Genomic DNA, 20,345 nt, shown 5'->3' on the forward strand with positions numbered 1-20,345 from the left:
CTATGAGTGAATTTTCCCAGACAGTCCCCGAACTGGTTGCCTGGGCCAGAAAAAATGACTTTTCCATCTCTCTGCCGGTAGACAGACTTTCTTTTCTGCTGGCTGTGGCTACGCTGAACGGTGAGCGGCTTGACGGTGAGATGAGTGAAGGCGAACTGGTGGATGCATTCCGCCATGTCAGTGATGCGTTTGAGCAAACCAGCGAAACCATCGGCGTGCGCGCCAACAACGCGATCAACGATATGGTGCGTCAACGTCTGCTGAACCGCTTTACCAGCGAGCAGGCGGAAGGAAACGCCATTTATCGTCTGACGCCATTGGGGATTGGCATCACCGATTATTACATCCGCCAGCGTGAGTTCTCGACGCTGCGCCTTTCCATGCAGCTCTCAATTGTGGCTGGGGAACTGAAGCGCGCGGCAGATGCGGCCGAAGAAGGCGGCGATGAGTTCCACTGGCACCGCAATGTGTACGCACCGCTGAAATATTCGGTGGCGGAAATCTTCGACAGCATCGACCTGACGCAGCGCATTATGGATGAGCAGCAGCAGCAGGTGAAAGACGACATTGCCCAATTGCTGAATAAAGACTGGCGGGCGGCGATTTCCAGCTGCGAAATGCTGCTGTCTGAAACCTCCGGCACGCTGCGTGAACTGCAGGACACGCTGGAAGCAGCGGGGGATAAGCTACAGGCTAACCTGCTGCGTATTCAGGACTCCACCATGACCCATGACGATCTGCATTTCGTTGACCGTCTGGTGTTCGACTTACAGAGCAAGCTTGACCGTATTATAAGCTGGGGTCAGCAATCCATCGATCTGTGGATCGGCTACGATCGCCACGTGCATAAATTCATCCGTACCGCGATTGATATGGATAAAAACCGCGTCTTTGCTCAGCGTTTGCGCCAGTCTGTCCAGACTTACTTTGACGATCCGTGGGCGTTGACCTATGCCAATGCCGATCGTCTGCTGGACATGCGTGACGAAGAGATGGTGTTGCGTGATGAAGAGGTCACTGGGGAACTGCCGCCGGACCTTGAGTATGAAGAATTTAACGAGATCCGTGAACAGCTGGCAGCGATCATCGAAGAACAGTTGGCTATCTATAAATCCAGACAAACGCCACTGGATCTCGGTTTGGTAGTGCGCGAGTATCTGGCGCAATATCCGCGCGCGCGTCACTTCGACGTTGCGCGTATTGTTATCGATCAGGCGGTACGCCTTGGCGTAGCGCAAGCAGATTTCACCGGACTGCCAGCCAAATGGCAGCCGATTAATGATTACGGAGCCAAGGTACAGGCGCATGTCATTGACAAATATTGAAAAAGTGATGCCGGTTAAGCTGGCGCAGGCGCTGGCGAATCCGTTATTTCCGGCGCTGGACAGCGCATTACGTTCGGGCCGACATATCGGGCTGGATGAGCTGGATAATCATGCCTTCCTGATGGACTTTCAGGAATATTTTGAAGAATTTTACAGCCGCTATAACGTGGAGCTCATCCGCGCGCCGGAAGGGTTTTTCTACCTTCGCCCGCGCTCGACCACGCTTATTCCGCGCTCAGTATTGTCTGAACTGGACATGATGGTTGGTAAAATTCTTTGCTATCTCTATCTCAGCCCGGAACGTCTGGCCAATGAAGGGATTTTTACCCAGCAAGAACTGTACGACGAACTGCTGACGTTGGCGGACGAAGCTAAATTGCTCAGGCTGGTGAATAACCGCTCCACCGGCTCGGACGTTGACCGTCAGAAGCTGCAGGAAAAAGTACGTTCTTCATTAAACCGCCTGCGCCGCTTAGGCATGGTGTGGTTTATGGGCCATGACAGCAGCAAATTCCGCATTACGGAATCGGTGTTCCGCTTTGGCGCGGATGTGCGCAGCGGCGACGATCCGCGCGAAGCGCAGCGTCGTTTAATTCGTGATGGTGAGGCGATGTCGGTCGAAAATAATCTGCAACTCAACGATGAGCCAGAAGAGAATCAGCCGGACAGTGGAGAGGAAGAATAATGATTGAACGCGGTAAATTTCGCTCACTAACGCTGATCAACTGGAATGGTTTTTTTGCCCGCACGTTTGACCTGGATGAACTGGTTACCACGTTGTCCGGCGGGAACGGTGCCGGTAAATCCACCACTATGGCGGCATTTGTTACGGCACTGATTCCGGACTTAACCTTACTGCATTTCCGCAATACCACCGAAGCCGGTGCGACCAGCGGATCGCGCGATAAAGGCCTGCACGGTAAGCTCAAAGCGGGTGTCTGTTACTCGATGCTCGACGTCCTGAATTCGCGTCATCAACGCGTAGTGGTTGGCGTGCGCTTGCAACAGGTTGCCGGGCGCGATCGTAAAGTGGATATCAAACCGTTCGCCATTCAGGGGCTGCCGATGTCGGTACAGCCAACCGAACTGGTTACGGAAACGTTGAATGAGCGTCAGGCGCGCGTCCTGTCTCTTGCTGAGCTGAAAGATAAGCTTGAGGAGATGGAAGGCGTCCAGTTTAAGCAGTTCAACTCAATAACCGATTATCACTCGCTGATGTTCGATTTGGGCATCATCGCCCGTCGTCTGCGCTCTGCCTCTGACCGAAGTAAATTCTATCGCCTGATTGAAGCCTCGCTGTACGGCGGGATTTCCAGTGCGATAACCCGTTCACTGCGTGACTACCTGCTGCCGGAAAACGGCGGGGTGCGTAAAGCGTTCCAGGATATGGAAGCCGCACTGCGTGAAAACCGCATGACGCTGGAAGCGATACGCGTGACCCAGTCAGACCGCGACCTGTTTAAGCACCTGATCAGCGAAGCGACCAACTACGTGGCGGCGGACTATATGCGCCATGCCAACGAGCGTCGTATTCACCTGGATAAAGCGCTGGAATATCGTCGTGAGCTGCACACGTCGCGTAAACAACTGGCGGCAGAGCAGTATAAGCACGTGGATATGGCGCGTGAGCTGGGCGAGCACAATGGCGCCGAAGGCGACCTTGAAGCCGATTATCAGGCGGCCAGCGATCACCTGAATCTGGTGCAAACCGCGCTGCGTCAGCAGGAAAAAATTGAACGTTATGAAGCGGATCTCGAAGAGTTACAGATCCGTCTCGAAGAACAAAATGAAGTGGTGGCGGAAGCCGCCGATCGCCAGGAAGACAACGAAGCGCGAGCGGAAGCCGCCGAACTGGAAGTGGATGAGCTGAAAAACCAGCTTGCCGATTATCAGCAGGCGCTGGACGTCCAGCAAACGCGTGCGATTCAGTACACTCAGGCAATTCAGGCGCTGAGTCGAGCCAAAGAGATCTGTCATTTACCGGATCTGACACCAGACTCCGCAGCAGAATGGCTGGAAACCTTCCAGGCGAAAGAGCAGGAAGCCACGGAAAAACTGCTGACGCTCGAACAAAAAATGAGCGTGGCGCAAACCGCGCACAGCCAGTTCGAACAAGCCTATCAGCTGGTGGCTGCAATCAACGGCCCGCTGGCGCGTGGTGAAGCCTGGAGTGTGGCGCGTGAGCTGCTGCGTGAAGGCGTTGAGCAACGGCATCTGGCGGAGCAGGTTCAGCCGCTGCGCATGCGCCTGAGCGAGCTGGAGCAGCGTCTGCGCGAACAGCAGGAGGCCGAGCGTTTGCTGGCTGAATTCTGTAAGCGTCAGGGTAAACACTTCGACATCGATGAGCTGGAAGCCCTGCACCAGGAGCTGGAAGCCCGCATCGCGTCCTTGTCTGATAGCGTATCGTCTGCCAGCGAGCAGCGTATGACCCTGCGTCAGGAGCAGGAACAGCTGCAATCCCGCATTCAGCATTTAATGCAGCGTGCTCCCGTCTGGCTGGCGGCGCAGAACAGCCTCAACCAGCTTAGCGAACAGTGCGGTGAAGAGTTCACCTCCAGCCAGGAGGTCACCGAATATCTGCAACAACTGCTGGAGCGCGAACGCGAAGCCATTGTTGAGCGTGATGAAGTCGGCGCACGTAAAAACGCGGTAGATGAAGAGATAGAACGCTTAAGTCAGCCGGGGGGCGCAGAAGATCAGCGCCTCAACGCACTGGCCGAACGTTTTGGTGGCGTGCTGCTGTCAGAAATCTACGATGACGTCAGCCTTGAAGATGCCCCGTACTTCTCCGCGCTGTATGGCCCGTCGCGCCATGCCATCGTGGTCCCGGATCTGTCGCTGGTCACCGAACAGCTGTCTGGACTGACGGATTGCCCGGAAGATCTCTATTTCATCGAAGGGGACCCGCAGTCGTTTGATGACAGCGTCTTCAGCGTAGATGAACTGGAAGGCGCGGTGGTGGTGAAAACCGCCGAGCGTCAGTGGCGTTATTCTCGCTTCCCGACGGTACCGATTTTTGGTCGCGCCGCGCGGGAAAGCCGCATCGAAACGCTGCATGCCGAACGTGAAGGGCTGTCCGAACGCTTCGCTACGCTCTCGTTTGACGTCCAGAAAACGCAACGTCTGCACCAGGCGTTTAGCCGCTTCATCGGCAGCCATCTGTCGGTGGCGTTTGAGTCCGATCCCGAGGCGGAAATTCGCCAACTGAACAGCCGCCGCGTTGAGCTGGAGCGTGCGCTGACCAATCATGAAAATGATAACCAGCAGCAACGCATGCAGTTTGAACAGGCGAAAGAGGGCGTCTCAGCCCTTAACCGCCTGTTGCCGCGTTTGAATCTACTGGCCGATGACACCTTAGCTGATCGCGTGGACGAAATCCGCGAACGTCTGGATGAAGCCCAGGAGGCCGCGCGTTTCGTTCAGCAGCATGGTAATCAGCTTGCCAAACTGGAGCCAATGGTTTCGGTTCTGCAAAATGACCCCGAGCAGTTTGAACAGTTAAAAGAAGATTACGCGTACTCGCAGCAGATGCAGCGTGACGCGCGTCAGCAGGCGTTTGCGCTGACCGAAGTCGTCCAGCGCCGCGCACACTTTAGCTATTCTGACTCGGCCGAAATGCTCAGCGGTAACAGCGATCTGAACGAGAAGCTGCGTGAGCGTCTGGAACACGCCGAAGCGGAACGTACCCGAGCCCGTGACGCCTTGCGCAGTCATGCCGCACAGCTCAGCCAGTACAGTCAGGTAATGGCGTCGCTGAAAAGCTCGTATGACACCAAAAAAGAGCTGCTCAACGATTTACAGCGCGAACTGCAGGATATTGGCGTTCGCGCCGACAGCGGAGCGGAAGAACGAGCACGTATCCGTCGTGATGAGCTGCACGCCCAGCTCAGCAACAACCGTGCCCGCCGTAACCAGCTGGAAAAAGCACTGACCTTCTGCGAAGCGGAAATGGATAACCTGACCCGCAGGCTGCGTAAGCTGGAACGTGATTATTTTGAAATGCGTGAGCAGGTGGTCATGGCGAAAGCCGGATGGTGCGCCGTGATGCGCATGGTGAAAGACAACGGCGTTGAACGTCGTCTGCACCGTCGCGAGCTGGCTTATCTTTCCGGGGATGAACTCCGTTCAATGTCGGATAAGGCGTTGGGTGCGCTACGTCTGGCGGTGGCGGACAACGAACACCTGCGTGACGTACTGCGCATGTCTGAAGATCCGAAGCGTCCGGAACGCAAAATCCAGTTCTTCGTGGCGGTCTACCAGCATCTGCGTGAGCGTATTCGTCAGGATATTATCCGTACCGACGATCCGGTGGAAGCCATCGAACAGATGGAAATTGAGCTGAGCCGTCTGACGGAAGAGTTAACCTCGCGTGAGCAGAAGCTGGCAATCAGCTCCCGCAGCGTGGCGAACATCATCCGCAAGACTATCCAGCGCGAGCAAAACCGTATTCGCATGCTGAACCAGGGTCTGCAAAACGTCTCCTTTGGTCAGGTTAACAGCGTTCGTCTGAACGTTAACGTGCGTGAAACCCACGCCACGTTGCTGGATGTCCTGTCCGAGCAGCACGAACAGCACCAGGATCTGTTCAATAGTAACCGCCTGACCTTCTCGGAAGCGCTGGCGAAGCTGTATCAGCGTCTGAATCCGCAGATTGACATGGGGCAGCGCACGCCGCAAACCATCGGTGAAGAGCTGCTGGACTACCGCAACTATCTGGAAATGGAAGTTGAAGTTAACCGTGGTTCAGACGGCTGGCTGCGTGCTGAGTCCGGTGCGCTGTCAACGGGTGAAGCGATCGGTACCGGGATGTCGATTCTGGTGATGGTGGTACAAAGCTGGGAGGATGAAGGACGTAGACTGCGTGGGAAAGATATTTCCCCGTGTCGTCTGCTGTTCCTTGATGAGGCCGCACGACTGGATGCACGCTCTATCGCGACCCTGTTTGAACTGTGCGAGCGTTTGCAGATGCAGCTTATTATCGCCGCGCCGGAGAACATCAGCCCGGAGAAAGGCACCACCTATAAACTGGTGCGTAAGGTCTTCCAGAATACTGAGCACGTTCATGTAGTGGGTCTGCGCGGGTTTGCACCGCAGCTTCCTGAACCGCTGCCCGGAACGGAAGATGCCTCATCGCAGGCAAGTTAAGTCAGGAAGGCGGCTAAAGGGCCGCCTTCTTCTTTTCTGAAAAGGACTCAATGCCTGGTGTAATTTCTTTATATTTCTTTACATTAGGTTAGGCAAAAACGATTTGATGTTTATATACTGAAGATAAGCCCGACGCGTCACCGGGCTTGCTCGTCATACTTCAGAGCGTATTGGCGTTTTACAGGCCCGCCCCGAGATAATCGGGAGAATACAGACGGCCTGGCTATTTAAGTATGATAAAGAAAACAGGGGGCAAGGGATGTTGCTTAATAAAATGTGTGGTCGTCGGCTGTTGGCAATCAGTGTGTGCCTGGCCGTAACATTCGCTCCACTGTTCAATGCGCAGGCCGATGAGCCTGAAATGATCCCTGGCGACAGCTCAGCAGCCGTCAGTGAACAGCCAACGGCGTTATCGCAGCCGCAGGGACAATCTTTCGCCACAGCCGTGATGGCGGGTATTCAGGCGCTGCCGGATGGCGCGTCTGTGGATAATGCCCGTACCGAATTGCGTTCTCAACTTCCAACAAGTTATACGCCAGTTTACATGAGCCAGTTGGCACTGCTGTACGCTGCCCGCGATATGAAACCGATGTGGGAAAATCGCGATGCGGTCAAAGCCTTTCAGCAACAGCTCGCCGAGGTGGCGATTGCCGGTTTTCAGCCGCAGTTCACCAATTGGGTGGCTTTATTGACCGACCCAGGCGTAACGGGCCTGGCGCGGGATGCCGTTCTTTCTGACGCGATGATGGGCTACCTTCACTTTATTGCCAATATCCCGGTCAAAGGCAATCGCTGGCTCTACAGCGACAAGCCTTACGCGCTGACTACGCCACCCATTTCAGTGATTAATCAATGGCAGGTGGCATTGGATAACGGCCAGTTAACCCCCTTTATAGCCAGTCTGACGCCGCAGCACCCGCAGTACGCGGCGATGCACGAATCATTGCTGAAGCTGGTGGGCGATTCACGCCCGTGGCCGCAGTTAACCAGTACAGCCACGCTGCGCCCTGGTGAATGGAGTAATGACATTCCGGCCCTGCGTGAAATTTTGCAGCGTACCGGGATGGTGGATGCGACAGTCAGCACGTCCGCCCGGGAAGGACGTGGCGCTTACGACAGTGAACTGGTTGCGGCAGTAAAGCGTTTTCAGACCTGGCAGGGACTGGGGGCCGATGGTGCCATTGGTCCTGCAACACGTGATTGGCTGAACGTGACGCCAGCGCAGCGTGCGGGCGTGCTGGCACTGAATATTCAGCGTTTACGCCTGCTGCCGGGCGATCTGTCTACCGGGATCATGGTTAATATTCCGGCTTACTCGCTGGTTTATTATCAAAACGGTAATCAGGTGCTGGCTTCACGGGTTATTGTGGGACGTCCTGATCGTAAAACGCCGATGATGAGTAGTGCGCTGAATAACGTCGTCGTTAACCCACCGTGGAACGTTCCACCGACGCTGGCGCGCAAAGACATTCTGCCGAAAGTTTGGAACGATCCGGGCTATCTCGAACGTCACGGGTATACCGTGATGCGTGGCTGGAACAGCAAAGAAACCATCGATCCGTGGCAGGTGGACTGGGCGACGATTACACCGTCAAATTTGCCGTTCCGCTTCCAGCAGGCGCCGGGTGCGCGTAACTCGCTGGGACGGTATAAATTCAATATGCCGAGTTCAGACGCTATTTATCTGCACGATACGCCGAATCATAATTTGTTCCAGAAAGATACGCGAGCGCTTAGCTCCGGTTGTGTGCGCGTGAATAAGGCCTCGGAACTGGCGAACATGCTGCTACAGGATGCGGGCTGGAATGATTCGCGGATCTCGGATGCCCTGAAACAAGGGGATACCCGCTACGTGAATATTCGCCAAAATATTCCGGTTAATCTTTACTATCTGACCGCATTTGTTGGACCCGATGGGCGTACGCAATATCGTACAGATATTTACAATTACGATCTTACTGCGCGATCCAGTGCACAAATTGTGTCAAAAGTGGAACAATTAATCAGATAAATGAAGCAGTTCGAGGAAAATGATTGTCGTAAGTTATGTTGGAAACGGGGTGAAATGGCTGCAGGCCCCGTATTTCCTGGGGTTGGGAGCCTTGACGCAGACTAGTTAGCCCGGTAAGGTTTCCCGCGTGCGCTAGAGCATACATACGATAACATTGACCTTGTAGACCTTAATACCATGGACAAATTTGACGCTAATCGCCGCAAACTGCTGGCGCTTGGTGGCGTTGCCCTCGGCGCCGCCATCCTGCCCACGCCTGCGTTTGCCACACTCTCCACCCCACGTCCGCGTATATTGACTCTGAATAACCTGCATACCGGTGAGTCAATTAAAGCTGAGTTTTTTGATGGCAGGGGCTATATTCAGGACGAATTAGCAAAACTTAACCACTTTTTCCGTGATTTCCGCGCGAATAAAGTCAAGTCCATCGATCCGGGATTGTTCGATCAACTCTTCCGTCTGCAAGGCCTCCTTGGCACGCGTAAACCCGTACAGCTGATCTCCGGCTATCGTTCTGTCGATACCAACAACGAATTACGTGCGCGCAGTCGCGGTGTGGCAAAGAAAAGCTACCACACCAAAGGACAGGCAATGGATTTCCACATTGAAGGCGTTGCATTAAGTAATATTCGCAAAGCTGCGTTATCTATGCGCGCAGGTGGTGTAGGATACTACCCACGCAGTAACTTTGTGCATATTGACACCGGGCCTGCACGGCACTGGTGAGCCGTCGCTTAATGAAACAGGAGCTGTATGAACTATCGTATTATTCCGGTCACTGCATTCGCTCAGAACTGCTCGCTGATCTGGTGTGAACAAACGCGTCTTGCCGCGTTGGTCGATCCCGGCGGCGATGCCGATAAAATCAAACAGGAAGTGGATGCCAGCGGTCTGACGCTTATGCAGATCCTGCTCACCCATGGTCATCTTGACCACGTGGGCGCGGCGTCTGAACTGGCGCAACATTATGGTGTACCGGTTATCGGTCCGGAAAAAGAAGATGAGTTCTGGCTACAGGGACTGCCTTCGCAGAGCCGCATGTTTGGCTTGGGTGACTGCGAGCCGTTAACGCCCGATCGCTGGCTAAACGAAGGCGATCGCATCAGCGTTGGCAACGTGACGTTACAGGTGTTGCATTGTCCGGGCCACACGCCGGGGCACGTGGTCTTCTTTGATGAACAGTCAAAGCTGCTGATTTCAGGCGATGTGATTTTCAAAGGTGGAGTCGGACGCAGCGACTTCCCGCGTGGGGATCACAGCCAGCTGATCGACTCGATTAAACGCAAGTTATTACCCTTGGGCGATGATGTGACGTTTATTCCTGGTCACGGTCCGCTTTCCACGTTGGGGAATGAACGCCAGCATAATCCGTTCCTGCAGGATGAAATGCCGGTCTGGTAAATCCAGTCCGTCAGCCGCCTCGCCATACGGCAAAAAAAAGCCCGCACGAATATGCGGGCTTTCTCTTTTCAGGTGAGCTTACAGCACGGCAACAATCGCTTCGCACAGCGGCGCCATGTTGTCAGGTGTCATACCCGCTACGTTCACGCGTCCGGAAGCGACAGCGTAAACGCCAAACTCCTCACGCAGACGCAGAACCTGTTCTTTCGTCAGACCGCTGAAGGAGAACATGCCGTTCTGTTTGATGATAAAGCTGAAGTCACGGTTTGCCCCTTTCTCCTGCAATGTATTCACAAACAGCAGACGCATACGCTGAATGCGCTGACGCATGTCGGTCAGTTCCTGCTCCCAGATTGCACGCAGGGCATCATTGCTCAGAATGGTGGCGACAACCGACGCACCGTGGGCCGGTGGGTTGGAATAGTTGGCACGAATGACGGACTTCATCTGGCTGAACGCACGGTCAACGGTGTCGGCATCGGCAGCAATCAGCGTACAGGCACCCACGCGCTCATTGTACAGGCCAAAGTTCTTGGAGTAAGAGCTGGCGACAATAAGCTCTTTGTGCAGCGCGGCGAATGCGCGCAGGCCTTCGGCATCTTCTTCCAGACCACGAGCAAAGCCCTGATAAGCGAAGTCGAACAGTGGTAACCAGCCTTTTTCTACCGACAGCTGTGCCAGCGTTTGCCACTGCTCCAGCGTAGGGTCAATACCGGTAGGGTTATGGCAGCAACCGTGGAACAGTACCACGTCACCTGCCTGTGCTTCACTGAGGCTTGCCAGTAGCGCATCAAAGTCTAATGAATGGCTGGCCGCGTCGTAATAATTGTACTCACGAACTTCCAGACCGGCGGAGTTAAAGACGCTTTTATGGTTCGGCCAGCTTGGGTTACTTACCCATACGCGCTGCGTTGAGGTATTTTTTGCCAGGAAATCAGCCGCCACACGCAATGCACCGGTACCACCAGGGGTTTGCGCGGTACGTGCGCGTTTGTCGTTAATCAGTGCGTGACCTTTACCAAACAGTAATTCCTGAGTGCAGCGACCAAACTCCGGAATACCGTCAATGCCAAGGTAGTTTTTGGTGGTTTCATTTTCCAGTATATATTGCTCGGCTTTTTTCACGCTGGTCAGCACCGGCGTTTTGCCTGTCTCATCTTTATATACACCGATCCCGAGGTTGATTTTCCCTGGGCGGTCATCGGCACGAAACAAATCAGCCAGGCCCAAAATTGGGTCGGCGGGAGCGGCGGTAATGTTCTCAAACATGACGAGGTTCCATTGTGGTTACAGAAGGGAAGTCCGCTATCAGGTTAACGGTAGATTTACAAAATGCCAACCGTTAGTGACGAAAAGATAGAGTGTTTTTTGAAGACGCAAGAATCCGCTGGCGGTCATAAAAAAACAGGACCGAAGTCCTGTTTTTTAGGCATTTAGCAAAGAGGTCTGCTATTAGAACTGGTATACGATACCGACTGCAACGGTGTCGTCAGAACCTACGCCCAGTTTGTTGTCAGAATCGATCTGGTTGATGATGTAATCAACATAGGTGGACATGTTTTTGTTGAAGTAGTAAGTCGCACCCACTTCGAAGTAGTTCACCAGATCTACGTCACCGATACCTTCAATGTCCTTACCTTTAGATTTGGTATAGGCGAGGGATGGGCGCAGGCCGAAGTCGAACTGGTACTGAGCAACCAGCAGCACGTCTTCAGTTTTGTTAGCGTAGCCGTTACTGATACGGGTAGCGTTACGGGTTTCGCTGTAGTTTGCTGCCAGGTAGATGTTGTTGGCGTCGTATTTCAGACCGGTCGCCCACTGCTCAGCTTTGTCGCCATGACCGCGCAGAAGCGGGTTTTGCTGAGCATCTGTACGGTCAGCTGCACCGTAGGCACCAACGATACCAAAGCCTTCGAATTCGTAGCTTACGGAACCGCCAACACCGTCGCCGTTAGAGCGACGAACGTCATCACGCTCGTTTTTGCCCAGGTACTGTACGGCGAAGTTCAGGCCTTCAACCAGACCGAAGAAGTTGGAGTTACGGTAGGTTGCGAGACCGCCGTTACGCTGAGAGAAGAACTGGTCGGAAGCCGCGGTATCACCACCGAATTCCGGCAGCATATCGGTATAGCCCAGCGCATCGTAAACGACGCCGTAGTTACGACCATAATCGAAGGAACCCAGGTCGCCATATTTCAAACCAGCGAATGCCAGACGGGTTTTGTTGCCTTCCTGAGCGTCGTCACCACCTTCGGAGTTATTACCGGCAAAGTTGTATTCCCACTGACCGTAACCCGTCAGTTCGGAATTGATTTGAGTTTCCCCTTTGAAACCAAGACGAGCATAGGTTTGGTCGCCGTTTGCTGCATAGGCGTTATCACCGTTGTGCTTGGAAAAATAGTGCAGGCCTACCGCTTTACCATACAGATCCAGCTTGTTGGCATCTTTATTATAGATTTCTGCAGCGTTAGCTGCCCCGGCTACCAGCAGAGCAGGGATAACCAGTGCCAGAATATTGCGCTTCATCATTATTTATTACCCTCATCGGTTTTTATATGACACCTGCCACTGCCGCCAATAAATTCCGTCAATTAAAATTTACGGAACTATTGATGAGAGTTTGGTGTCTTTATGTGTCTGACAGGCATCTTTCCATTCAAACAACCGTTTCGCTACCGTCAAAGTGCTACAAATATAAAGATTTAGTTTCAAAAAGAAAAAATGTGTAACTAAGTGTTATTTTTATGCAACTTTGTGAACAATATCAAACTTCAGCTGTCCCCGCGCTAAAAAACAACAGTTTCATTTCTATTTATATGATTTTCTTATGTTTAATTAGCATAACGGTGTTTTTCTGTGCGGATGCCGGAAAGATCGATTTTTACACTTGACTATTTTTAGCCGTCCAGAATGCCATGTGAATGGTTAAAAAATGGTCTATTTAATCAGAAAATGCTAATCCACAATAAAATGCTGATTATTTTTTGTGCGTATATGTTGCAGGGAAATATTACGTAACAGGATGAATGGAGTAAGAGATTGTATTCAGTAAGAATGAAGAGTCTGTCTTAAGCGGAAAATCGTTTGTGAGCGACGGATATAAAAAAGGCCAGCAATGCTGGCCTTTGGCAGAATCATTCAGGATCAGAAGCTGGCGTTACGCGGTGTACGCGGGAACGGGATAACATCACGAACGTTTTGTACGCCAGTGACGTAGGCTATCAGACGCTCAAAGCCCAGACCGAAACCGGAATGCGGAACGGTGCCGTAGCGACGCAGATCGCGATACCACCAGTAATCTTCTTTGTTCAGCCCCATCTCCAGCATGCGGGCATCCAGCACGTCCAGACGTTCTTCACGCTGTGAACCACCGATGATCTCGCCAATTCCCGGCGCCAGTACGTCCATTGCCGCGACGGTTTTACCGTCTTCGTTAAGGCGCATATAAAACGCTTTGATATCTTTCGGGTAGTTTTTCACTACCACCGGCGCTTTAAAGTGCTCTTCCGCGAGGTAACGTTCATGCTCGGAAGACAGATCCACGCCCCAGTAAACCGGGTTCTCGAATTTTTTACCGCAGTTTTCCAGAATGCTTACCGCGTCGGTGTAATCCACCTGTGCGAAATCAGCCTCAATGAAACGCTCCAGGCGTGAAACCGCGTCTTTGTCGACACGTTCAGCGAAGAATTTCATGTCGTCTGCACGCTCATTCAGTACGGCCTTGAACGCATACTTCAGCATGGCTTCAGCCAGACCTGCAACATCGTTCAGATCGGCAAACGCAACTTCCGGTTCCAGCATCCAGAACTCAGCCAGGTGGCGACTGGTATTGGAGTTCTCGGCACGGAAGGTCGGTCCAAAGGTGTAGATTTTAGACAGGGCACAGGCGTAGGTTTCGCCGTTCAGCTGACCTGAAACGGTCAGGAACGCTTCTTTACCAAAGAAGTCTTTATCGAAATCGACTTTACCCTGATCGTTACGCGGCAGGTTTTCCAGATCCAGCGTTGAAACGCGGAACATTTCACCGGCGCCTTCGGTATCGGAAGCGGTGATCAGCGGAGTGGATACCCAGAAGAAACCCTGCTCGTGGAAGAAGCGATGCAGCGCTTGCGCCAGCGTATGACGAACGCGCGCGACTGCACCAATCATGTTGGTGCGCGGACGCATATGCGCCACTTCACGCAGGTACTCAATGCTGTGACGTTTAGCGGCCATTGGGTAGGTATCAGGATCGTCAACCCAGCCGGTTACTTCAACGTCGGTTGCCTGGATTTCAAAGCTCTGTCCCTGTCCTGGAGACGCAACGACTTTACCCGTTACGATAACCGAGCAGCCCGTCGTCAGACGTAATACGTCTTGATTGTAATTGGGCAGAGAATTATTGATGACGGCCTGTACAGGATCAAAGCAGGAACCGTCATAAACGGCGAGGAAGGAGATGCCAGCTTTTGAATCTCGGCGGGTACGCACCCATCCGCGCACGGTGACTTCGCTGTCAACGGCTACGCGGCCCTGGAGTACGTCGGCTACAGGCACTACGCTCATAATAGTCTCTCTGTTAATAGTCGGATATATAAAAACATGTCCACCCGTAAATGGGGGGGATACCTATGTTACCTGGCATCTGCAATCAGACAAGCAGAATTCGTAGCTGGAGTGAAAGATTTCGGAAATAAACGCGAAAAGGGAGTCGAAACGACTCCCTGGAGAGATTAACTGGCTTTTTTGATATGCGGTAGATCGAAGGCTTTGCGCAGCGCACGGACAAACGCTTTATCATGACAAATGGTTTTACCCGGGCTGTCGGATAACTTCGCCACCGGTTTGCCGTTGCATTCGACCAGCTTGATAACGATATTCAGCGGCTTGACCTGAGGAATATTGCAGGTCAGGCGTGTGCCAATCCCAAAACTCAGCTGCACGCGAGAAGAGAAGTGGCAATACAGTTCGATTGCTTTCTGCAAATCGAGATTATCGGAGAACACTAGCGTTTTGCTCAGTGGATCGATACCCAATTTCTCGTAATGCGCGATGGCTTTTTCACCCCATTCCAGCGGATCGCCAGAGTCATGGCGCAGACCCTGATAGCGGGTCGCAAACTCAACGCCGAAATCGCGTAAAAAGGCGTCCATGGTGATGCAATCGGTCAGCGCAATGCCGAGTTGATTAGGGTACTCGTGCAACCATGCGGCAAGTGCGACGCGCTGACTGGTGGCAAGTTCAGGGCTAATTTGTTGATGAGCCTGGAACCATTCGTGTGCCTGAGTCCCCATTGGCGTTAATGACAGGCGGCGGGCGAGATCGTAGTTACTGGTGCCGACAAACCATGGCTCTTGCTGGAGACGTTTAACAATCGCCTGCTGCACGTCACGCGAAAAACGACGGCGCGTACCAAAATCCATCAGATGGAAGCGGGACATATCGACATCTTTCGTTAAAGCAGAGAATTCGACTAGTTTGCCTTCCAGTTCATCCAGCGCTTGCGGCACACCGACTTCTGGCGAACGGTAGCGGTGCACCAGCTCGCTAATCACTGCCAGCAGCGGGACTTCCCACATGATGACTTCACGCCACGGGCCGGTTAAACGAATATTCAGCTTACCGTTATCGTTGGTGATGCATACCTGCTGCGGGTTATAGCGGAAATCGCGAAGCCAGCTGAGGTAATCAGCTTTAAAGAAAGGCAGGCTGGAGAGCCACTGGTACTCGTCCTCCTGCAGTTGCAGGTGCTGCATAGCATTCACCTGCTCGCGAATAGAATCGGCATAAATACCGAGCAGGTCATCGCCACGGCAACGAAATTCAGCCGCTACTTGTACATCATAGTAGTGGTGAAAAACGGCTTGCTGCATATGCAACTTATAAGCATCTGTATCCAGCAGCGAGTGCAGAACAGGAGAAGCGAATTGTGTCATAGGTGCGCAGTAGCATCCTCTCACGGGAGCGTTTAGTACAATAAACAACTAAGAAAACCGCTGGAGTATACCCTGTTTAGCGATTTATTGAACCCCGATCACACCATAAGCTGACTTTCTGGTCGAGGGCAATTCGTGCCTCGTGTTATACAAATGTAGCAAAAAGGGTGTTTGTGCCTGAAAAGATGAACATTCTGCATAGCGCGATTTACGCAACAGGAATAGACTGAACCCGAGACACTACCATAGATGCTAAAGGTTTTTTATGACACAACAGCCACAAGCCAAATACCGCCACGACTACCGTGCGCCGGATTACCAGATTACTGATATTGATTTGACCTTTGACCTGGATGCTGAAAAAACCGTGGTCACTGCCGTGAGCCAGGCTGTCCGTCATGGTGCGTCCGATGCCCCTCTGCGCCTGAATGGCGAGGATCTGACCCTGGTGTCAATCCACGTGAACGACGAACCGTGGACAGAGTATAAAGAAGAAGAGGGGGCGCTGGTCATCAGCCACCTGCCGGAACGTTTTACGCTGCATATCGTGAATGAAATCAGCCCGGCGGCGAATACCGCACTGGAAGGTCTGTATCAATCCGGTGAAGCGCTGTGCACGCAGTGCGAAGCAGAAGGTTTCCGCCATATTACCTGGTATCTCGACCGCCCAGACGTGCTGGCACGGTTTACCACTAAAATTATCGCCGATAAAACTCGTTATCCGTTCCTGCTGTCTAACGGTAACCGCATTGCCCAGGGCGAGCTGGACAACGGGCGTCACTGGGTACAGTGGCAGGATCCGTTCCCGAAACCATGCTATCTGTTTGCCCTGGTGGCCGGTGATTTCGATGTGCTGAGCGACACCTTTACCACCCGCTCCGGGCGTGAAGTGGCGTTAGAGCTGTACGTTGATCGCGGTAACCTGGATCGCGCGCCGTGGGCGATGACTTCGCTGAAAAATTCCATGAAGTGGGATGAAGAGCGTTTTGGCCTGGAGTATGACCTCGATATCTACATGATTGTCGCGGTGGACTTCTTTAATATGGGCGCGATGGAGAATAAAGGTCTGAATATCTTTAACTCCAAATACGTGCTGGCGCGTACTGATACCGCCACCGACAAAGATTACCTCGATATTGAGCGCGTGATCGGCCACGAATACTTCCACAACTGGACCGGCAACCGCGTGACCTGCCGCGACTGGTTCCAGTTGAGCCTGAAAGAAGGCTTAACCGTGTTCCGCGACCAGGAGTTTAGCTCCGATCTCGGTTCTCGCGCCGTTAACCGTATTAGTAACGTACGTACCATGCGCGGCCTGCAGTTTGCCGAAGACGCCAGCCCGATGGCGCATCCTATCCGCCCGGATAGTGTCATTGAGATGAACAACTTCTATACGCTGACCGTGTACGAAAAGGGCGCAGAAGTGATTCGGATGATCCACACCTTGCTGGGCGAGGCGAATTTCCAGAAGGGAATGCAGCTCTATTTTGAACGTCACGACGGCAGCGCGGCGACCTGTGATGATTTCGTGCAGGCGATGGAAGATGCGTCTAACGTCGATCTCTCGCATTTCCGCCGCTGGTATAGTCAGTCTGGCACGCCGATTGTGACCGTGCGTGATGACTATAACCCGGCCACCGAGCAATACACGCTGACGATTAGCCAACGCACGCCGGCCACGCCGGATCAAGCGGAAAAACTGCCGTTGCATATTCCTTTTGCCATCGAACTGTACGACAACGAAGGCAAAGCGATCCCGTTGCAAAAAGGCGGGCATCCGGTGAATTCTGTGCTCAACGTTACCCAGGCGGAGCAGACCTTTGTCTTTGATAATGTCTACTTCCAGCCGGTTCCTGCACTGCTGTGTGAATTCTCTGCACCGGTAAAACTGGAATATAAATGGAGCGATCAGCAGTTAACGTTCCTGATGCGTCACGCGCGTAACGATTTCTCCCGTTGGGATGCGGCGCAAAGCCTGTTGGCCACCTATATCAAGCTGAACGTTGCTCGCCATCAGCAAGGGCAACCGCTGTCGTTGCCGGTGCACGTGGCTGATGCGTTCCGTGCCATTTTGTTGGATGAGAAAATCGATCCGGCGCTGGCAGCAGAGATCCTGACCCTGCCTTCGGCAAATGAAATTGCCGAGCTGTTTGAGATTATCGATCCGGTGGCCATCACCCAGGTGCGCGAGGCGTTAACCCGCACGCTGGCAACCGAACTGGCAGATGAATTCCTCGCAATCTATAACGCCAACCATCTTGACGAGTACCGCGTTGAGCACGCTGATATTGGCAAGCGCACGCTGCGTAATGCTTGTCTGCGTTTCCTGGCTTTCGGCGAAACGCAACTGGCAGATACCCTGGTGAGCAAGCAGTACCGTGAAGCGAACAACATGACCGATGCGCTGGCGGCCCTGTCCGCGGCGGTAGCGGCGCAGTTGCCGTGTCGCGATGCGCTGATGCAGGCGTATGACGACAAGTGGCATCATGACGGTCTGGTGATGGATAAATGGTTTATCCTGCAATCCACAAGCCCCGCGGACAACGTGCTGGAAACGGTACGCAGCCTGTTGCAGCATCGTTCCTTTAGCATGAGCAATCCGAACCGTATTCGTTCTTTGATTGGCGCGTTTGCGGGCAGCAACCCGGCGGCGTTCCATGCGGAAGATGGCAGCGGCTATCAGTTCCTGGTCGACATGCTGACCGAGCTGAACAGCCGTAACCCGCAGGTGGCCTCACGTCTGATTGAACCGCTGATCCGCTTGAAACGTTATGATGCCAAACGCCAGGCGAAGATGCGTGCGGCGCTCGAGCAACTGAAAGGTCTGGAGAATTTGTCCGGCGATTTGTTCGAGAAGATAACCAAAGCGTTAGCCTGAGACGTTGACCTGTCGTTTTGTAGGCCGGAGAAGGCGCTAAAGCCGCCATCCGGCAAAATGCCCGGTGGCGCTTACGCTTACCGGGCCTACAACGTCCGGGATGTTTATCCATGCAGTCGGATTGACTGTTCTGCCTCGCCACGCTGCATCACCCGATTTAACACTTTCGCCTCCAGTTCTGCCAGGCGCACTGAACCTGGTCGCCGTGGGCGTGGAATATCGACCGTTAAATCCAGACCGATTTTTCCCTCTTCAATCAGCAACACGCGATCGGCCATCGCCACCGCTTCGCTGACGTCATGGGTGACCAGCAGTACGGTAAATCCCTGTTTTTGCCACAGCGAGACAATCAAATCCTGCATTTCCAGACGCGTTAACGCGTCCAGCGCGCCCAGTGGTTCATCCAGCAACAGTAATCCGGGACGATGAATCAGTGCCCGTGCCAGCGCCACGCGCTGTTTTTGCCCACCGGAAAGGGCGGCAGGCCATTCCTGCGCCCGATTTTCCAGCCCAACAGACGTCAGCGCATCCCGGGCTGCATCTTGCCAGTGGCCATTAAGGCCCAGTCCTACGTTATCAATGACTGATTTCCACGGCAGCAGGCGTGCGTCCTGAAACATCATTCGCGTATCATGCTGAATATCCGCCAGCGGCGCGCTGCCGGCAAGTAATTCCCCTGCGGTGGGGGATTCCAGACCGGCCAGCAGACGCAGCAGGGTACTTTTCCCGCCGCCGCTGCGGCCCACTACGGCAACAAATTGCCCCGCCGGAACGGCCAAATCTAGCTGATTGAGCACCGTATTGGCGCCGTAGCGTTTTGTTACGCCGCTAAGCAGTAGCGGAATTCCCTGATTTAAACGGGTGGTATTCATACGGTGGTCTCCTTCGCATGGTAAGCAGGGTTCCAGCGTAGCCAACTGCGTTCCAGTAATTGCGCGCTGATATCGGCCAGCTTGCCGAGCAGGGCGTAGAGAATGATGGCTACCACCACCACATCGGTTTGCAGAAACTCGCGGGCATTCATTGCCAGATAGCCGATGCCAGCGTTCGCCGAGATTGTTTCTGCCACGATAAGCGTCAGCCACATTAGCCCGAGAGCAAAACGTACGCCGACCATGATCGAGGGCAGAGCGCCGGGCAGGATCACATGGATAAACAGTGAAAGACCGGATAACCCATAGCTGCGCGCCATTTCCACCAGCCCGCGATCGATATTGCGGATCCCGTGCCAGGTGTTGATGTAAATCGGGAACAGCGTACCCAGCGCAACGAGAAAGATCTTGGCGGATTCATCAATACCGAACCACAAAATGACCAGAGGGATAAGCGCCAGATGCGGTACGTTACGCAGCATCTGCACCGAGGTGTCCAGTAATCGTTCCCCCCAGCGTGACAGGCCGCTTATCAGCCCCAACGTCAGGCCAATCGATCCGCCGATGCAAAAGCCGATCGTCGCCCGCCAGGTGCTGATCGCCAGATGCTGCCAAAGTTCACCGCTGACGGAAAGCGTCCAGAAGGCTTCCACTACCCCTTCCGGAGAGGGCAGGATGCGGGTGGACAGCCAGCCTATGGACGATGCCAGCTGCCAGAGCGTCACCAGGCCTACCGGTAAAAACCACGGAGCCAGGCGAAATAACCACTTATTTTGCGGCGTTGCCATCATCGGGCTC

13 protein-coding genes are annotated in these 20,345 nt (G+C 53.6%); 7 read left to right on the forward strand and 6 right to left on the reverse strand.

The annotated features are described in order from the left end of the window. The first annotated feature begins 2 nt into the window (after window positions 1-2). The 6 genes from mukF to QNN86_RS06085 all read left to right on the forward strand — a co-directional run bounded on the left by mukF (window position 3) and on the right by QNN86_RS06085 (window position 9,882). Window positions 3-1,325 carry a chromosome partition protein MukF gene (gene mukF / locus QNN86_RS06060; protein ID WP_096757668.1) on the forward strand — a complete coding sequence of 441 codons (1,323 nt, stop codon included), beginning with the start codon at window positions 3-5 and terminating at the stop codon, window positions 1,323-1,325. Then, complete coding sequence (mukE, locus tag QNN86_RS06065) at window positions 1,306-2,010, forward strand: chromosome partition protein MukE (RefSeq protein ID WP_096757667.1); 705 nt, start codon at window positions 1,306-1,308, stop codon at window positions 2,008-2,010. Before mukF ends, mukE begins: the two co-directional genes overlap by 20 nt. After that, the gene (gene mukB / locus QNN86_RS06070) at window positions 2,010-6,470 is read left to right on the forward strand and encodes a chromosome partition protein MukB (protein ID WP_181619015.1); all 4,461 of its coding nucleotides are present in this window, start codon (window positions 2,010-2,012) and stop codon (window positions 6,468-6,470) included. The genes mukE and mukB overlap by 1 nt, the downstream gene beginning before the upstream one ends. Before the next feature lie 259 nt (window positions 6,471-6,729). Next, entirely contained in the window at window positions 6,730-8,481 is a 1,752-nt protein-coding gene (ldtD, locus tag QNN86_RS06075) for a L,D-transpeptidase (protein WP_181619016.1), read from the forward strand. 177 nt (window positions 8,482-8,658) lie between these two features. Next, entirely contained in the window at window positions 8,659-9,207 is a 549-nt protein-coding gene (locus QNN86_RS06080; protein ID WP_096757664.1) for a YcbK family protein, read from the forward strand. Between the two features lie 27 nt (window positions 9,208-9,234). After that, window positions 9,235-9,882, forward strand: a complete 648-nt coding sequence (locus tag QNN86_RS06085; protein WP_182270096.1) for an MBL fold metallo-hydrolase — start codon at window positions 9,235-9,237, stop codon at window positions 9,880-9,882. Between the two features lie 78 nt (window positions 9,883-9,960). Here the strand turns inward: QNN86_RS06085 and aspC are convergent, their stop codons facing one another. The 4 genes from aspC to pncB form a co-directional block, all read right to left on the reverse strand. Next, on the reverse strand, window positions 9,961-11,151 hold the full coding sequence (gene aspC, locus QNN86_RS06090; protein ID WP_135912320.1) for an aspartate transaminase: 1,191 nt from the start codon (window positions 11,149-11,151) through the stop codon (window positions 9,961-9,963). A gap of 183 nt (window positions 11,152-11,334) precedes the next feature. Continuing rightward, the gene (gene ompF / locus QNN86_RS06095) at window positions 11,335-12,411 is read right to left on the reverse strand and encodes a porin OmpF (RefSeq protein ID WP_414210776.1); all 1,077 of its coding nucleotides are present in this window, start codon (window positions 12,409-12,411) and stop codon (window positions 11,335-11,337) included. Window positions 12,412-13,026: 615 nt separating this feature from the next. Then, the gene (asnS, locus tag QNN86_RS06100; protein WP_181619018.1) at window positions 13,027-14,427 is read right to left on the reverse strand and encodes an asparagine--tRNA ligase; all 1,401 of its coding nucleotides are present in this window, start codon (window positions 14,425-14,427) and stop codon (window positions 13,027-13,029) included. Window positions 14,428-14,594: 167 nt separating this feature from the next. Beyond that, window positions 14,595-15,797 carry a nicotinate phosphoribosyltransferase gene (pncB, locus tag QNN86_RS06105; RefSeq protein ID WP_182270095.1) on the reverse strand — a complete coding sequence of 401 codons (1,203 nt, stop codon included), beginning with the start codon at window positions 15,795-15,797 and terminating at the stop codon, window positions 14,595-14,597. A 265-nt stretch (window positions 15,798-16,062) separates the two neighbouring features. Between pncB and pepN the strand changes: the two genes are divergently transcribed. After that, window positions 16,063-18,675, forward strand: a complete 2,613-nt coding sequence (gene pepN / locus QNN86_RS06110) for an aminopeptidase N (protein WP_182270094.1) — start codon at window positions 16,063-16,065, stop codon at window positions 18,673-18,675. A gap of 104 nt (window positions 18,676-18,779) precedes the next feature. Here the strand turns inward: pepN and ssuB are convergent, their stop codons facing one another. Together ssuB and ssuC are read right to left on the reverse strand one after the other, a co-directional pair. Beyond that, window positions 18,780-19,547 carry an aliphatic sulfonates ABC transporter ATP-binding protein gene (ssuB, locus tag QNN86_RS06115; protein WP_181619020.1) on the reverse strand — a complete coding sequence of 256 codons (768 nt, stop codon included), beginning with the start codon at window positions 19,545-19,547 and terminating at the stop codon, window positions 18,780-18,782. Further along, the gene (ssuC, locus tag QNN86_RS06120; RefSeq protein WP_182270093.1) at window positions 19,544-20,335 is read right to left on the reverse strand and encodes an aliphatic sulfonate ABC transporter permease SsuC; all 792 of its coding nucleotides are present in this window, start codon (window positions 20,333-20,335) and stop codon (window positions 19,544-19,546) included. Before ssuC ends, ssuB begins: the two co-directional genes overlap by 4 nt. Window positions 20,336-20,345: the final 10 nt, after the last annotated feature.

Origin of the sequence: Citrobacter sp. C348 (assembly GCF_047467975.1) — a bacterium.
GTDB lineage: Bacteria > Pseudomonadota > Gammaproteobacteria > Enterobacterales > Enterobacteriaceae > Citrobacter > Citrobacter gillenii.

Coding starts and splice junctions, on each gene's coding strand:
- aspC (WP_135912320.1), bottom strand. CDS start 11,151: ATGTTTGAGAACATTACCGCCGCTCCCGCCGACCCAATTTTGGGCCTG.
- QNN86_RS06080 (WP_096757664.1), top strand. CDS start 8,659: ATGGACAAATTTGACGCTAATCGCCGCAAACTGCTGGCGCTTGGTGGC.
- mukB (WP_181619015.1), top strand. CDS start 2,010: ATGATTGAACGCGGTAAATTTCGCTCACTAACGCTGATCAACTGGAAT.
- ompF (WP_414210776.1), bottom strand. CDS start 12,411: ATGATGAAGCGCAATATTCTGGCACTGGTTATCCCTGCTCTGCTGGTA.
- asnS (WP_181619018.1), bottom strand. CDS start 14,427: ATGAGCGTAGTGCCTGTAGCCGACGTACTCCAGGGCCGCGTAGCCGTT.
- mukF (WP_096757668.1), top strand. CDS start 3: ATGAGTGAATTTTCCCAGACAGTCCCCGAACTGGTTGCCTGGGCCAGA.
- pncB (WP_182270095.1), bottom strand. CDS start 15,797: ATGACACAATTCGCTTCTCCTGTTCTGCACTCGCTGCTGGATACAGAT.
- mukE (WP_096757667.1), top strand. CDS start 1,306: ATGTCATTGACAAATATTGAAAAAGTGATGCCGGTTAAGCTGGCGCAG.
- pepN (WP_182270094.1), top strand. CDS start 16,063: ATGACACAACAGCCACAAGCCAAATACCGCCACGACTACCGTGCGCCG.
- QNN86_RS06085 (WP_182270096.1), top strand. CDS start 9,235: ATGAACTATCGTATTATTCCGGTCACTGCATTCGCTCAGAACTGCTCG.
- ldtD (WP_181619016.1), top strand. CDS start 6,730: ATGTTGCTTAATAAAATGTGTGGTCGTCGGCTGTTGGCAATCAGTGTG.
- ssuC (WP_182270093.1), bottom strand. CDS start 20,335: ATGGCAACGCCGCAAAATAAGTGGTTATTTCGCCTGGCTCCGTGGTTT.
- ssuB (WP_181619020.1), bottom strand. CDS start 19,547: ATGAATACCACCCGTTTAAATCAGGGAATTCCGCTACTGCTTAGCGGC.